The following is a 15693-nucleotide window of genomic DNA, read 5'->3' on the forward strand; positions in this document are numbered from 1 at the left end:
TGTCCTGACTAACTTGTTCGACGTAAAGGTTCAAATGCAATGGGCCACTAGAATTGATAAATTTAGTCATTTTCCTCCTTTTATCCAACATAACGGATAACATTCACATCTTTGTTAAGATGATATTGCTCTGTCCTAAAACGCCCAATTTGAACTGACGCGGTAAAAATACCATTATCAATGTTTATTACGCCTTGTGAAATGTACATAACCTCTTTTCCTGCAGAAAACATGGATATTCTATCACTTGATACCTTGATAGTAGAGCTTGCATCATTCTTACCAATAATCAAGCCCTCATTTGTGCTCTTCATGTAAGTATCGATGAATGTTTTAAGCTCTGCTAATCCTCCGAATTGAGTTGTCAACAAATCAATTCTTCTACCTGCTTCAATCAAATCTTTTTCAGATTGGGCTGCATCTTTAGCATTCTTGTCAACAAAGGCATTATATGCTTTTTCTAATTCACTAAAGGCCTCCATCGATGCCTTTGCTTTCATTTCAGCCTCTAAAATCTGTGATTTCTCATTGAGAGCGTTCAGCTGTTGCTGAGTCAGTGATTGGTCAGCTTTTGAATTGACATTCTCTTGAACATCTTCATCTGACAATCTAAAATCAGTCATTACGTTCCCAATTTCGAGTTGCACATCCGTAACATAAAGATTGACAATCTTGTCATATCCTACATAGATCATGACTGTTATTTCATCAAAAGGTATATTGTGCTTTGCTGAGAGAGAAAAACGCTGATACTTGTCAGTGATTTGGGAAGCAGGTATATCAAGCCATGATTGTCTAGCTATGACACCATCTTTTATAAAATGGAGTCCGATATGAGCCTCTTGAGGCGCTCCGTCTTTCGCAAACGATGCTGAAATTGTGACCGGAGCACCTGCTGGTTGAGGTAGTGAAATCTTTTGGATTACGCCTTTCCATTTTGGGATAACTGTGTCATTCTCGCTAAACATATGTAAGCCGGACTTACCTTTATTAGATGCAGAGTGAGTGAAATTATACGCTAGTCCATTTACAGACTTTTTGCCCCATTTATTCTCCCCAGAGAGAAACGAGGCGTTTCTGATATGGTTTTTACCGCCGACTGAAATCTTCGCCCAACGATCAGCCCATTTGTACTTCGTTTTATCTGAGCTATCAGGTTTTTCATAGTCTGAATAATGCCCAAAATAACGCTGTCCGTTATCTGTCGTTGTCAAACCAGAACCATCCGCATTGTCAGAATAAGCAAAGTGAACATACGGTGTTCTTCCATCTGCTCCGGCCTTGCCTGGTAAACCATCAGCGCCATCACGACCACGCCATTCTGTCCATAAATATTTCGTGGGATTGTTGCTATTGGTTTCAGTAAAATCTTGATAAACGCCTATAAACGCCTTGCCCTGTCCTGAAAAGCTGAACCCTCCACCAGTTGCATTGTCAGCATAAGCAATATGGGTATACTGAGTACGACCATCTGAACCTCTTTCACCAGGCAAGCCACGGTCACCTTTCACTCCAGGTAAACCACGTTCTCCCTGTATGCCTTGCTCACCTCTTGCACCAGTATCGCCTTTATCTCCCTTTTCTCCTTTTCGTCCATCAAGAACATTTGCGAAAGAAATCTCGTCAACAGCAACTTGATTATTATCAATGTAAGCAGCAACAGTTAGCGTAGATGTATCTCTTACGCTTGAACCTCTGACGATATAGCTCATACCTGTTGATACGTTACCATCAAGTGCCCAACGCCATGTAACACCAGCCACAACAGGCTTACCACCTTTATACAAAGCAGCAGTTACTGTACTTTCGCCAGCCCCATTCTTAAAGATGACACCTTTGTCAGTGGCTAATTTTATAATGTATGGCTTCGATGCCTCAAAAAGTCGCTCAAAAGCCGCTTGAATACCATCTGATAACTTGTTTTCAAGCGCCTTGAAATTAGAAAAGGTAGTTTTGTTGCTTGATGGATTCGTAAAGCTAATTTTCTGCTCAGAGACCCGTGCTTGAATCATAAGAGCCGGACTAAAACCATTGTCATAAATCTTGATTGTGTCACCAATCTCAACGTCAATAAAGCCATCTACTTCATATGTCACCGCAGGATAACAATGTTTTTTTAGCTCATTGTAAGCCAATCGGCGCAATTCTTTTGGATTGTCTGTCTCGTAAGAGAAATCCTTTCGTATCCATTGATCATCGAATGTGTTTGGACTAAAAACAGATGGATACATTTGCATTGAGATGGGGGCATATAGAGATTCATTCCGTTGATAAAATTCAAGGATCCCATCCCTAGTTACAGACCAAGGATCTAACCCTCGAAGCGTTACCACCTCTTCTACTTCTTCGCCTTTTTCATTTTTAACACGCCTTTTACCTGTGGGTCTAATTGCGTTAAAAACGCCTGTCTTGTCAACTTTTCTGGTGATAGAAGTTAGATTTTTACCATAAGTTAGCTGTATGTCATTTCTGACACGTCCAACCCCTTGGTGTTTCTCATCATTCTCTCGATACACATTAACTCTAAATGATTTGATAGAACTATCAGCGTTCAAGTGTGTCTCAAACTCAATTTCTGCATCGAATTTATGAGCTAGACTAAGCAAACGAGCAAGATTAGTATCTTGTCCCTCCCATTCTAGAGTTCGCCTCCTATCTGAAATCTCGTTAATTCCAACGGAAAGATTACTGAAACCAAGCAGCCCCATTTCTTGGCAATACTCAATAAATGACATTGGTCTTTCTGCTTTGTACGGATTGGCATGCTCATTAATCAAATCAAGATTGAGGTTTTCACAATAACATTTGATTGTCTGCTCGTTTTCCTCAACAGTCATCACATTGAATAGGTAGGTGCGCCCATGGTATCGAAACGAAACCCAGGCACGCTCATTCAGATATTGATAAGCCTTAGATAACGCAGTATCCGATTTAATGGCTTTTTTAAATACAGTGAATTCAAATGTTGAGGATCCTGTCGGCAAATCCCTTGTCCAAGTATCGTCGTAATAATTAAGCGTATTTTGCTTGTCGTTATCAACAAAAGCAACTTTTTGCAAACTTGCATCATGAATTGTTAATAGCATTATAGCCACCTTTCTTCAAATTCAATCGTTACTGTCGGATGTTTTTTGATAAAGCTAGAGAAGTATAACTCTAATTTTGAATTACCTGGAGGGATGGAGAGCCATTGAGATCCATCTACAACCTCGCTTGCTTTTGCAATATCATCAATATAAACTGTGTCGTCTTCGCCGTTGATAACAACATTTGAACCAGTCGTAAAACGGTTAGGAATATCTCTTGTCTGTGTAACAAAGTCCTTGCGATAATATAGACCATCAAGGTACATGTGAGAAACCATTGGATGATCTCGATATGCCCCTATTGTCACATGAATTCTAGCGGATTTTTTCCCTTTAATTTCTGGAACAATGAAAGTTGAGTAAGAACCACCATAAAAAACTTGGATTCTGTCATCATTACGTTTCAAGTCAGACCATCCTTTAGCCACACTAAAAGGGTTTCGGTCAGCAGTTGTTGTACCATCAAATCTCCAACGTCCCAAGATACGATAACCACCTTTTCCATCGCTTACAAAAAAGTTGTATTCACAATCAGAACTAAGATTTCGTTTAAAAGTTTCCACTCCATATAGAAACTTACCTGCTGTATCAGATACAGTAATCTTGATGAAACCGTATTGGTTGTTTGCCTCTGCCCAAAAAACTTGTCTCCACCACAAATAGTCATCCAATGATCCTGTTGTTTTAGCGCTATTAGCTGGGATATCCCACGACAAGCTAGTTGCGTAGTTGTGTAATTTGGTTTCTCCTCGCAAATCTTTCAATCGAATATGTGAGCGATCCCAGAGATTCACCATCTCAGCTGTTCCGACTACATATTCTGTATTATCGTTTGTAACAGCTTGATTTTTTAACGCTTGCATAAAACCATTTGAGATCTCATTATCTCGATAGTTAAGCAGCATTTCTGATTTTTGGGATGGCTCAGTAAAAGCATCTTCGCTATTTCCAATCTCAAAAGAACCTGTGTTATTCACTAGACCGATATAACCGTTATCCGCATTGTGCTTAACTTTAACAATTGGATTCGCTGGGACAGTTCCAGCGTTGGCCAAATCAAATACCATTTTATTTCCTGTTACAGTAGCGTTAGCTATGCTATCAAACTTTTTGTAAGCTGAGCTGTGGGCTACTCCATCAGGAATGACAAGCTTAAACTCCGAGCGTTGAAACCATCTTGTCAAGTTTTCTGGAGTGATTTCATCAACCGGCAACCCCATATAATACTTGTCCGGTTCATCGCCATAAACAACTTTTACAGGCTCTAGCACGTTCAAAACGCCAGCCAATTCATGTTTAAGGCGCTCAAGAGCCTCCCCATCACGCGCAATCATGTCAAACTTGATGGTATGCTCCTTTTCACCACGTTTCACTTGTTGGATATTAACGCCCAAGGAGGGAGCGTTATCAAATGTAACGCTCCTCTTATTTCCGATAGGGCGGACAATATCCTTGATCTTGATATATTGCGACAAATCAACACCGTTAAAAATCATTGTTTTTGTCATTCAAGAATACCTCTCATTCTATTCTCTCGTCTTAGTTTCTCCGACTGGTATTTGGCGAATCTATCGCCTGTTTTAGCAACTAAAGTACCATCATTGAGGTACATTTCATTTGGTCGTCTAACAGCCATCTCAGCCACATCTAAGGCTTTCTCTAGCAGTTCGCTAGATTTGTCCATGGTGACCTTGATTTTTTCAGCTATTGTCTGTTTACTACTTTGTTTAACAGTCACTTGAGCACCTAGTTTTTTATTCAAACCTAGAGCGATTTCTGGTCTAGTATCAATCATCATGCTTTCTTTTAATCGCAACATTGATCTTTTAACAGCGCCAGCATCCGCCTCAATACCAACAGCGATACCTTGAGGGATAAATCGTCCGACTTCATCACGCATCGCTTTAGACGGCGACTGGATTCTCAGAGCATCTTTGATAGTCTCTTTCACACTTGTTGCTATTGATCTAGCCGTTTCCAAAACGGCTCCAGCACCATTATTCAATCCAGTATTTAAACCAACCATGGCCATTTCACCTGCATATGTAAAATCTGATGGTAGGTTATTAAATGGCTCTTTAATTTGAGTTGATAATGTTGTCGCTGAATTTGTCGGTTGAGATGCACCGTTATCAATCCCCTCAGCTAAACCAGTAGTAATGAAACCTCCATACTCGTTAAATACACGAGATGGAGAATTGATATCCATTTCACTTGTAAAGGATTCTTTTATATCATTGGCCATGTTTTTAGAAGATTCTCCAGCGGTAGAAGCACCTTGTTCTATCCCTTGACTGACCCCGTTGGGGATTTCTTGCCCCAAACTAGAAAAGTCAGCAGCTGCAATTTCCTCTTGTAAGCTTGAAACTTGACTTTGTACGATACCCTTGATCTTGTCTGTGATACCCAAAGCACCCGTATCCATACCAGCAGTTAAGCCATTCATAGCTGACTCACCACCTTGAGTAAAGACTTCGTTCAAAGTTGCTAACTTTTCGTCTGAGGCATTAACAAGTTCTTGAACATACAACCCCCCTTGAGGCCCCATCTGTTGCAATTTGGCCAAAATCCCCTCGTTTACCCCGCGTTCGGCCAATGTATTGAGGTTTGTTGCCCAATTATTGACCGCTTCTTGGTTTTTTTGGAGGTTGGCAATCATTTCATCGACACTAATAGCTGACTTGTACTTGATTTGTTCAAACATGTTTGTTGTGGTTTCAAGCAACTCATTGTATTTAGTACGCATGTCATCAATAGCCTTTTGTTGAGCCTTGGACATATTTTCGTATGCTACAACTTGTCTATTTGACCCACTTTCAGCAGCGGCAGCCATAGCTTCAGATGCTGCCTGTTGAACTTGAGATGTTTTTTCGTACTCAGTTTGCAATTCTGTCTGGGTATTCTTAAGCTCAGTTTCCTTGTCGTTGAGTTCTTGCAGTTTTTCTTTGCGGACACTATCGCTAACATTGGACTCTTCATTCCACTTATTACGTTGTTCTGCAATCTGCTTCAGTTGCTCGCCAATTTCAGCGCGCTTTTGTTCAATATCAAGTAGATTCTTTTGTGATGCCTCCCATGTCGATTCTGCCTCCATCGCTGAGATTCTAGCTTTGATTTGATCACTGTTGTGAGACAAAGAATCAGAGTTCTTATCATAGGCCAGATTTAAACCGCTAACTGAGGCATTCAAAGCATCAATCTTTTTCTTGAGATTTTTCTTGTCTGCTGCAGTTTTATTTGTTTTTTGAGAAAGTTGAACAATTTCATCAGCCAATTTTTGGTAAGATTCTGTATTTCCTTTTACAGATTCAAGATTTTTCTGACGCTCTTTTGCGCTTTGTTTAACAGAATCTGTTAATTGATCCGTACTCTTGACTAACTCCTCTTGTTCAGATTTGAGGCGTTTGGTTTCTTCACTTTCAGCAGTCAGCCATTGCCACAGACCTACCAATGCACCGACGGCAAGACCTACACCAGCAACAATCCAACCAACAGGGCCGGTTAAAGCTGTCAGCGCTGCTTTAAACGCTGTTGTTGCAGCGGTTGCAGCAATAGTAGCAGCGGTTTGCAAACTGATAGCGCCAGTTAAAACACCATAAAGCAAATTAGACGCTGTTAAAGCTCCGTTATTTGCCAGATTTGCGACCATTTGAGCCTTTGTTACTGTTCCACATGTCGCTTGTGCAGCGGTCATTAAATTGATAATTTGAACCGCTCCTGTCGCTGTTGTTTTGAATGTTTGCCACGCGCTTATCAAGTTCTTAGTCGCTGTTATAGCCTCGTTGGCAGCACGCATAGCTACCAAAGCAGAAACCAAACTAATAATAACCGGTGTCAAAGATGAGATTACAGAAATTCCAGTACCTAAAATACTAAACAAAGTCTGAAAAACAGGTGTACTAGCCTTAATAACATTGACAATCACACCAAAAGCGGCATTGATGATCACTTTTAGCGCATCAAAGTTCTCAGCAATTGTTTTTCCTGTTGCTGCTTTAGTTAGATCATCAAGAGCTTTGATAGTATTCGCTACACCTTTAACAACAGCATTTTTTAAGTTGCCAAAAGATGTCTGGATTCCTTTACTATTGGACTTTGCAAGCTCAGCGAAACCACCAACACCACCATTTAACTCAATCAATTTTGATGCAAACTGATCAAACGTAAGTTGTCCCTGTTTTAATGCAGAATAGAAATCATTCTGAGCAGATTGGCCAGCGAAACCAAATGATTCAGCAGTCTTTTGCAAAGCATAGGGCATAGTTTCTTGCAATGTTTTCCAGGATTGCATATCAACCTTACCAGCTGATAGCATCTGACTAAACTGTTGCAAACCACGGCTTGCATCCGCACTAGATGATCCAGATGCAAGAAAGGCATTATTAAGAGCAAGTGTTAGATCTGTTGATTTGTTTATATCGCCAGTAATCGAGGTAAGGCGTTGAGCTGTGCCAACTACTTCATTCAAAGTCGTAGGCAAACCCTCAATACCTGCTGCAAGTTTCTTAGTTGAGCGCGTGACATCTTCTGTACTATGTCCCATCGCTTGCATTACTCTTGGATAACTTTCAAGGGTATCAAAACGTTGAATAGCCCCTCCCAAGGAATCTGTTAGAAGATCTACCGCTTTAGATGCTAGTTTAAAGGCAGCACCACCTAGAGCAAACTTCTTTAGAGAATCGCTCCCTCTGTCACCTTTCTGTGCCGTTTTATCCAACTCATCGTTTAGAACCTTGACCTTATTTCCATCAACATCAACAACGATGGTCACTTTTCCATCAGCCATTATCTTCTCCCTCCTTTCCTAAACTATATTTAGCTTGTAATTTTCGCATTTTATTCTTATCCCCACCATGTTCTGGTTTCCAGGCTCGGATTTCTATAATCTGTTGCATGATTGTGTTGTCCGGTAAAGCATTCAAAAGTGCTTTAAATTCTGTCCATGTCAACTTGTTTTGAGACTTCAAAAGATTGATGCCATAAGCCTGTAAAAAACTAGCGTAAATGTATTCTGCATCTTGTTCAAAATCAATCAATTTTTCTTGTTCTTCTTCATCTTTTGCCTTTGGCATTGGATTGCCTAGCAAATCATACTGAACTGCTTCTTTTTCGATTTCTAAAAAATGTTCTTTTATGTAAATCCAACAGTCTACAACCTCTTTGATGTCGTATAATTCTTGGCCAGTTAGCAAATGGACAATTAATTGAGCTTGTTCCAGGAGCGTCATTTCCTCCTCTTTCAAGATTTCAAAGACATCTAGAACCTTATTAAAAGACAAGTCTATGTCATACTCTTTACCATCAATAGAGAAACTTGTGATTAAAGCATCATTTAATTTCATAGACATATTTTTTACCTAGCTATTTCTTTTTATTCTTTTTGTGTTTCTTATCACCCTTGTTGTTCTTGATTTGAGTGACTTTGCCCTTATTCAAATAGTGACTAGCACGCTCTTTCACCACCTTTTCATGTTGCTCAGCAACTTCTTCCAACTTGTCATGCAACATGATTGCGGTCTGCTCTAGAGCGTTTTTTAGGGCGTTATAATCTGGATATACAGAATACAATTTGTCAAATGTACCATCACCAAAAATAAGATCATATTGAATCTCAAGCTGTTTCTTCTCTAATTCAATAGCCCCAGCAACCACTTCTTTAGTTACTCCATCGCGCTCAATTTTGTTATCAATATTTGCAGTTACAACATCCAATTCATATTGGACAAGCCGACGTTGTAATTCTTCTTCCATGTCATAAAACCGCATCAAGCTCTCTTGACTTGTATCAAACCATAGCTCTACTTCGCCGATTTTAACTGGGAAACCAGTACGTTTTAGTTCAATTTGAATATCTGTCATATCTCTACTCCTTTTTCTTGAAAAAAAGGGCAAGGCTCAATGCCCGCCCTTATCAAAACCTATTACCCAATACCGGTTTCTTTTGGCGTTGAGTTATAAGAAAGCTTACATCCGAACGCCTCATAGTCAGAGGCAGCGCCAGAACCTGCTTTGATTTCTGTTGCAGTTGCAACTCCTACCCATTGCTTTTTGTTGTCGGAAGATACGACTTTGTGCCATAGCTTACGATCATCCCCTGTTTTGTACTTCATGCCAGCAATAAGGGCTTGAGCCTTATCGTCTGGGTCATAAGTTCCTTCGAATGTGTAAGCACCTTTAACGCTGATTACTGTTGTTTCTTCAACCCCATCCCCATCGTAGTATGCTTGGTCATCTGTTTTCTCGTCTGTATCATCTGATACGTCTGAGATCCACTTAGCAAGTTCCAACCATGTTTCGCTTGTTGATGGTTCAGTTCCTCCATTGTATGGAGCTACAAAATGGCCACGTAGGGCGTTTTTTTGTCTTGTCATTGTTTGTTCCTCTCTATTACGATTTTAGCCACAATTTCAATTGTGTAATAATAATAGCCTTGCTCATCCTTGCCCTTCATGGCAGGCCTGCTGACTTCCATTCCCATATATTCATAAGAATTATTGTCACTTGGCAAAACTAAGTCTATCTTTGATAGTTCTGAGGTGACTAACCAGATAGTGTCATTGGCTATTGAGTTCTTTTTTGCCTTTACAGCAATTTCAAACGGCAAAGAAATCTCTTGTGTGCCATCCATATAACCTCTATCCACTTTCCCGCCGGGTATCTGATTGATAACCAGGTCATCCTTGTCATCCTCAAAATAATCAAAGCGTGGTTGGATTGGTAAATTTAAAGTCTTGATATGCTTTAAAAGTACATTTTGAAAGTCATTCTCTCGCATTAAAGCCCCATTCCTTTCACAAAAGTCCTAGCCCATTCTTCAGCATGCTTGCTAGTAGCAACTTGATCCCATCGTTTCCCTGTCCCTGGAGTGGTATATCTCCTAAAGGTGACAATACCGTTTGAACCGTAAAATTGCGCTCTAGCGTAAACTGTGCCATAAACAACAGCATCACCCTGTCCAACGATTCGGCCAGAAGCTCTTAAATCTCCTCCTCGCAAGGGGATATATTGCTCATTGTCTAGCAAGATTTGGCTAGCCACCGCAACCTTTCCTCTTGTCATGGATTCTCTTGAAAGTTTATGTTTAGCTTTCTGCAAGTCAACTTTAATGGCAATACTCATTAGATCACCTCAATTTCTTGACTGAATATCTCACCATCATAATAGTTAGTTTGATATCCGTTAATTGTGTAATCTCTTATCCCATCGTTTACTTTTGCACCCATCCAATCATCGTTGACTGTCACAAAAGAGAGCGAGGGATAGAGGTATATAACCCCTTGTTTTTGCCTTGATTTTGAATTTCCTGTACCAGATTTTGAGTTACGATTACCAGATATTCCCACTGATCTATCAAAACGTACATTTTTAATAGTCAATGGCTCCAAATATACTTCATCACCATAATCGTTTTTTTCAGTTACTTTCTTGATGGTCAGAACATCCTTTAACAAACGCTTGTCAATCCCTTTTAATAGTCGCTTATCGATCATAGGCAACTCCAACAACTAGGCTAAAGCCAGCTTGTTTCAAAGCATTTTCAGCATCCATAGACAAATTAAATTGCTGACTTGCTGATGTGCTTTGTGGGGTGCTATAAGAGATTGATGTACGGCCAATAGAAACACTATTAGCTAGTTGTTTATCATCCGCTGACATAATGCCAGATGCATCGAGATAGGCGATTTGAAAAGCCATAGCAAGCTTAACAGCATTTTTCCGATAGGCAATTTCTTTTTCAAAATCAATACCTTTCTGATAAAAACCGTTAGTGTATAGGTCAATCGCTATCTTTGCCCTGTTTGCTAATTTTTCAAAGTCTGTAACTTCATCAAAACCTAGCTTAGTAAACTCATCTTTCGTTAAATAAGTCATGCGTAACCTCCCTTAAAAATAAAGGGTGTTGCCACCCCTTATTTATTCAGCTTGCTCAAATTGTGTGGGCACATCTTCTACAAGCTCTAAAACTGCATCAACATCTGGAAATGTTTGCTTGAGGTCTTTATTGACTTGATCGGCATAATTCGGTTCAAGCTCAACAAATTCTCCCTCTGTCACATAAATACCAGGTGTCTTTAAAATTAGGTTCTTAATTGCTTTATACTTAGCCATTATTCTTTACCTTTATCCTTAGTTTCCTTTGGTGTTTCAAGCTCGCCACCATCTTCCACCAATTCCTCAAAGCCATCTGCCATAAGTTGTACCTCAAGCTCACTACCCTCTTGCACGGTATAAACTTGATTTTCTTTGATGTATTTCTTCATCTGCTACCTCCTATGCTGATTTATGTGAAACGTAAACCCCATCTTCTTGAGATTTCAAGACAAACAAATCATGATACAAACGGTTTTGGTATAGGTAACCATCACCCTCTGTGTGTTGCCCAGGAGCAAAGAGATAGATAGAGTTAAATTTGGCCTTAGCAATGATAGCTGTCTTAGCCACGATCAAGAAATTGATATCTTTACCGCCGCCAGCTTTCACAAATCCAGTTGTGAAATCAAATTGAGTTTTGAAACGTGCATCATCCCAAACCTCGATAAGTTGCACTCCATCTAGCGATGTTACACGTGTGTCGATTCCTTGAGGTGATGTAGTAGCGATTGCGCGTGTAAAGTCTTTAGCACGCTCTAGGGCATCCATTACCTCGCTAGATACATACATGACAAGGTTTGATGCTCCATATTTACGCATTGGCAAAATAGCAGCTTTCAAAATTCCATAGACATTCTCTGGCGTAATGCTATCCTCTTGCTTGAAATGATGACCGTTGATTGCAGCTGTTGCAATTTTAGAAAAGCGGTAAGCATCAACTTCTGGTGTTGCATGTTCTGAAATGAATGTATTTGAGATGTTAGCAGCTGAAAGCTCTTGGTTTGTTTCATCAACATCTGCTGTATCAACGAAAAACTCAACGTCTCGGTCAAATCCAAGAGTATAAACGTTTTTATCGTTTGATACTGTACCTGAGTTGTAACCCTTAGAGCGTGTATGTGCCTTATATCCTGTTACAGAGATTGTTGGCAATTCAAATGATTTTGCACCGAGCCAATTTACTTTTGGCGTTTCAAGAATGGCAGTCAATGAGCCTTGTATAAGGCGTTTTTCAAACTGCCCCTCATGTTTTGTGATGTAATTGATTGACATCTACTATTCCTCCTTTTTATTCTGTTAGCCCTAATGCCTGTGCAAAGGCATCTGGTGCTGGGTCTGTTGCTGTTGGATTTCCAAACGCAACGATATTTGGGTTAGGTTTGCCATCTTCTTCTGCTTTAAAGAGATATGGGTCACTTTCCTTTAGACCATTGAGGATGTCATCTAGTTTAGGTTTGCCACTGTCATCTAGTTCAATGGCATCAACATCAATAAACTTCATCAAGGTTGATGGATTGTGTGCTGTGGTATCTTTCAAAGCAAGGTTGATAGCATTCACCTTATTTGTTTTTGCCAGTTCATCCGCAGCCTCTTGTTTATACTTGTCATATTCAGCTTGTAATTCATCAATCGCCTCTTTCTGTTTAGCGCTGATACCTTCAAGCGATTTCAAGTGTTCAACTTGCTCCTCTGCTTTTTCTAACTGACCTTTCAAACTATCTCGCTCTTTGGTGATAGTTTCCAAGGCTGATTTGTCCTCGTTGAGCTCTTTTCCTCGCAAGGCAAAGACTGATTTAGCCTGTTCCTCTGTCAATCCAAGTTTAAGTAGTTCCTCTGTTGTAAATGCCATTTGTACCTCCTTAGTTCTTTTTAGGTGGACAACTCCCACCGAAAAGCAAAATATTATTTACTATTTCAGTTTACTTTGGATGAAATGGGATTTTTTACGGTTTTAGGCACAAAAAAAGAGGGTTGTTTAGTAACCCTCTTGATAATTAGATATATGCTCTTTCTCTACTGTAATCACGGCTTAAAAATTCGTTTTGTTCGACAAGAGCTCTTATTTTCCCTTGATAAGCTCTAACTTTTAGCCTCTCAGCTTGTATCAGGTCATCATCACCTAATGTACTAGCATAGTGCAATCTTTCTTTGTGATGCTTGATATTGCGCTCTAAGGCTCTTTGTTTAGCCTCGATGCGTGCATTTTCTTCTGCCTGTTCTGGCGTGAGGTCTTTCATATAGTCTGGCAAGTCTGGTATTTCATTTACTCCTACGATAAAAGGCGTAAGATAATGACCACAATGGACACCTAGACATCCCCCAGCAGTACCAAAACCATAATCTAGCAAACTATGAATTGTAAGGCCGTTTATTGTTCTGCCTTGACCTTTGGTAACAATCTTACCTTGCAATGGGGCGCATGCAGCTCTAGCAGACGACTTGATAGAGTAGTAAAAAGTATCTATCCCTAATTCCTCTGCAGGTCTTGTACGCATATCATTGTAAACCCTGTAAGTTGTCGTTTTAATAATTGCTCTGGCATAGCTATCTGCTCGCCACTCTCTCCCTGCGCTATCAGTAAATCCAGTAAAGCCCTTTTTTTGCCACGACATGATAGTATCATTTAACGCCCTATCACTTGTTTTAGTCCCTGATACGACTTGTGCTACTGTCTGCTCTACAACCGATTTGAAAACAGTCTGTATGCTTGCTGGTAATGTTGAATTGATAAGATTAAGGTCACTTATAGCTTGTTGAGTATAGGACTCAAGAGCATCAATTACACCATTTCTAACTTTGCCACTAGATTCCCTTTTCAAATCTTCCTCTAGTTGCTCCTTTGTGTCCTTATAGACCTTTAATCCCTCGTTAGCAATGACTTCTCTCAAAAGACTTTCAGCAATTCCTGTACGTTCAACAATAATCTTTAAGTTCTCCTCATTCAGCATGTACATATCGTTGAGCTTTTCTAGTTGCCATATATACGGATTTTTTGCAAGGTCAGCATTGCCACGCTCTTTAAGTCGTTTTATCATGCTATCAAACAACTCAATTTGCATTTTAGAGTAAATATCACTCACGCCCTGCATGTGCAAAGAAAATCGCTGATCATTTAGAGTTGGCATTTTGCGTTTATCAGTCATTTTCAACTCCTTATGTGTCGTTTATTGTAATTTATAGCAGTTTATAGCTCTCCCTCTTCTGCTTTTCCGTACAAAGCAAGCTCTGCATCGCTCTCTGGTGGCAACTCTCCATTGATTTCAGCAAGTTCTTTCTCTGCTTCTTCATTTGTGATGTTCAATACTTTAGCAATTCCTCTTTTCTGTGTTGCAAATCCAGCTGCTACCATCTTCATCCAGTAATCAAGCTCTGCATGCCTATCAGTAAATACACCATCATCCAAATTAACTGAAATATCATCAAGTTCTGGAATTTCTCCGCTGTAAACCCCTACTGCTTTACCAAGTTCACACATTGAAACACAAAGCTCTTTGATAGCTTGCTCAACAAGTGCAACAATGCTATTTCGCATTTGATAGGTGTCTGAGTTCTCACTTACAATCTCTGTTGCTGTCTTTACTCCTTGCCCATCAAATGTAAACATGCCACTAGATACACCTATTTGCATCTCAAATAGTTTAAGCCCCTCTGAAATAGCTGAAATATAGTCAGATGAGCGGATAGGAGTTGTGAGGTCAATAATGCTACCACTATCCATATTGCCTGCTCCTACTTGCATGTAAACATTTTGGTCAGTATCAAAGCGACGTTTAAAAGTAAAGTTCCCTTGAGTATCTTGTACTTGTAATTGTGTCAACTGCTCAGGCACAATCACGCGCCTTTGCCCCATCTTAATCTCCCACATAAATTCATCATACGTGCGATTGATAAAATCAATAGTGGTCTTGGCGTTGTCAAAGATTGATAATCCAAGAGGGCTGTTGATGTCTTTATTATTCATTCCTGGTGTCTTGAGATAAACAAACAATGGGCGTGACAATCCTTGTATTGTTGTTACTGGTTGCAAACCAGGATATAGCTCACTCAAATTTACACGATCACCAAGCGTACTATCTGATGTTGACTTGTAAAGTTCGTTAGTGATACGATATAGGCTTTTATCTTTTGTGCTCCCTACCTCTTGGCCATCTTGAGTTACCCACTCATGAAACTCAACTAACGTGTAATATACATTCTTTTTACTCTCTGACTTAATTGTCTTTGTGAGGATTGCAGCGCTTGATACATCTTGTGTATTGCTTTGTAATGGCAAAAATACTGGTGCTTGAATAAATGCCACTCTAACCTTATCTCCATCAATATAAGGTCTCATAGCAAGCCCACCCAAAGCCAGACAACTCTCTAAATATCGCTCAAAGTTTTTGTTAAAGCGATCATTGCCTAGCATATTATCAAGAAAATTATTTAGTGTCTCATCCTCTGCTGTAATTTCCGCTTGCTCGTTGTAAACAAGGCTGGCAATCTTTTTAGCTGCAGTTCGTGCAATCGGTAAGTGTTGCATCTTTCTACGCTTTCTGTCACCATCGGTGTTGATGTACTCCACATCATCAAATTTAGATTGATAGTAAGCTAGATTGAGCTGTATCCTGTTAAATTCGGATTGTGTTACAGCTACCTTTGGGTGCTCCAAGATACTGTTTAGGTTTGATGTTTCCATGTTATACCTCCCACGGTTGAAAAAGTCTTTTACTTTTTGAATTAAGTTCATTGTTGC

At 39.8% G+C, this 15693-nt stretch carries 16 protein-coding genes; all 16 read right to left on the reverse strand.

Annotation, left to right across the window (positions count from 1 at the left end; all coding sequences use genetic code 11):
- Positions 1-80 precede the first annotated feature (80 nt).
- Positions 81-3086, reverse strand: a complete 3006-nt coding sequence (locus ACIY19_RS09030; RefSeq protein WP_409003234.1) for a phage tail spike protein — start codon at positions 3084-3086, stop codon at positions 81-83.
- Positions 3086-4594, reverse strand: a complete 1509-nt coding sequence (locus ACIY19_RS09035; RefSeq protein ID WP_409003235.1) for a distal tail protein Dit — start codon at positions 4592-4594, stop codon at positions 3086-3088. Before ACIY19_RS09035 ends, ACIY19_RS09030 begins: the two co-directional genes overlap by 1 nt.
- Positions 4591-7872, reverse strand: a complete 3282-nt coding sequence (locus ACIY19_RS09040) for a tape measure protein (protein ID WP_409003236.1) — start codon at positions 7870-7872, stop codon at positions 4591-4593. Before ACIY19_RS09040 ends, ACIY19_RS09035 begins: the two co-directional genes overlap by 4 nt.
- Positions 7865-8434, reverse strand: coding sequence for a Gp15 family bacteriophage protein (locus ACIY19_RS09045; protein ID WP_409003237.1), 570 nt, complete (start codon positions 8432-8434; stop codon positions 7865-7867). The genes ACIY19_RS09040 and ACIY19_RS09045 overlap by 8 nt, the downstream gene beginning before the upstream one ends.
- A 13-nt stretch (positions 8435-8447) precedes the next feature.
- Positions 8448-8945 carry a hypothetical protein gene (locus tag ACIY19_RS09050; protein WP_409003238.1) on the reverse strand — a complete coding sequence of 166 codons (498 nt, stop codon included), beginning with the start codon at positions 8943-8945 and terminating at the stop codon, positions 8448-8450.
- 62 nt (positions 8946-9007) lie between these two features.
- Complete coding sequence (locus tag ACIY19_RS09055) at positions 9008-9457, reverse strand: phage tail tube protein (protein ID WP_084852909.1); 450 nt, start codon at positions 9455-9457, stop codon at positions 9008-9010.
- Positions 9454-9861, reverse strand: a complete 408-nt coding sequence (locus tag ACIY19_RS09060) for a minor capsid protein (RefSeq protein ID WP_409003239.1) — start codon at positions 9859-9861, stop codon at positions 9454-9456. Before ACIY19_RS09060 ends, ACIY19_RS09055 begins: the two co-directional genes overlap by 4 nt.
- Positions 9861-10205 carry a minor capsid protein gene (locus ACIY19_RS09065; protein ID WP_409003240.1) on the reverse strand — a complete coding sequence of 115 codons (345 nt, stop codon included), beginning with the start codon at positions 10203-10205 and terminating at the stop codon, positions 9861-9863. The genes ACIY19_RS09060 and ACIY19_RS09065 overlap by 1 nt, the downstream gene beginning before the upstream one ends.
- Positions 10205-10576 carry a putative minor capsid protein gene (locus tag ACIY19_RS09070; protein WP_409003241.1) on the reverse strand — a complete coding sequence of 124 codons (372 nt, stop codon included), beginning with the start codon at positions 10574-10576 and terminating at the stop codon, positions 10205-10207. Before ACIY19_RS09070 ends, ACIY19_RS09065 begins: the two co-directional genes overlap by 1 nt.
- Positions 10566-10958 (reverse strand): hypothetical protein, encoded by a 393-nt coding sequence (locus ACIY19_RS09075; protein ID WP_409003242.1) that lies wholly within the window; start codon positions 10956-10958, stop codon positions 10566-10568. The genes ACIY19_RS09070 and ACIY19_RS09075 overlap by 11 nt, the downstream gene beginning before the upstream one ends.
- A gap of 42 nt (positions 10959-11000) precedes the next feature.
- The gene (locus tag ACIY19_RS09080) at positions 11001-11195 is read right to left on the reverse strand and encodes a hypothetical protein (RefSeq protein WP_050091520.1); all 195 of its coding nucleotides are present in this window, start codon (positions 11193-11195) and stop codon (positions 11001-11003) included.
- On the reverse strand, positions 11195-11347 hold the full coding sequence (locus ACIY19_RS09085) for a hypothetical protein (RefSeq protein WP_174226583.1): 153 nt from the start codon (positions 11345-11347) through the stop codon (positions 11195-11197). Before ACIY19_RS09085 ends, ACIY19_RS09080 begins: the two co-directional genes overlap by 1 nt.
- A 10-nt stretch (positions 11348-11357) precedes the next feature.
- A complete protein-coding gene (locus ACIY19_RS09090; RefSeq protein ID WP_409003243.1) occupies positions 11358-12230 on the reverse strand; it encodes a hypothetical protein in 873 nt (290 codons plus the stop codon).
- Positions 12231-12246: 16 nt separating this feature from the next.
- The gene (locus ACIY19_RS09095) at positions 12247-12807 is read right to left on the reverse strand and encodes a phage scaffolding protein (protein ID WP_084852916.1); all 561 of its coding nucleotides are present in this window, start codon (positions 12805-12807) and stop codon (positions 12247-12249) included.
- A 145-nt stretch (positions 12808-12952) separates the two neighbouring features.
- Positions 12953-14101: a phage minor capsid protein gene (locus ACIY19_RS09100; protein WP_223140213.1), complete on the reverse strand. Its 1149-nt coding sequence runs from the start codon at positions 14099-14101 to the stop codon at positions 12953-12955.
- 41 nt (positions 14102-14142) lie between these two features.
- Positions 14143-15687 (reverse strand): phage portal protein, encoded by a 1545-nt coding sequence (locus ACIY19_RS09105; protein ID WP_409003244.1) that lies wholly within the window; start codon positions 15685-15687, stop codon positions 14143-14145.
- Positions 15688-15693: the final 6 nt, after the last annotated feature.

It is taken from the genome of Streptococcus sp. ST14, assembly GCF_046098195.1.
GTDB lineage: Bacteria > Bacillota > Bacilli > Lactobacillales > Streptococcaceae > Streptococcus.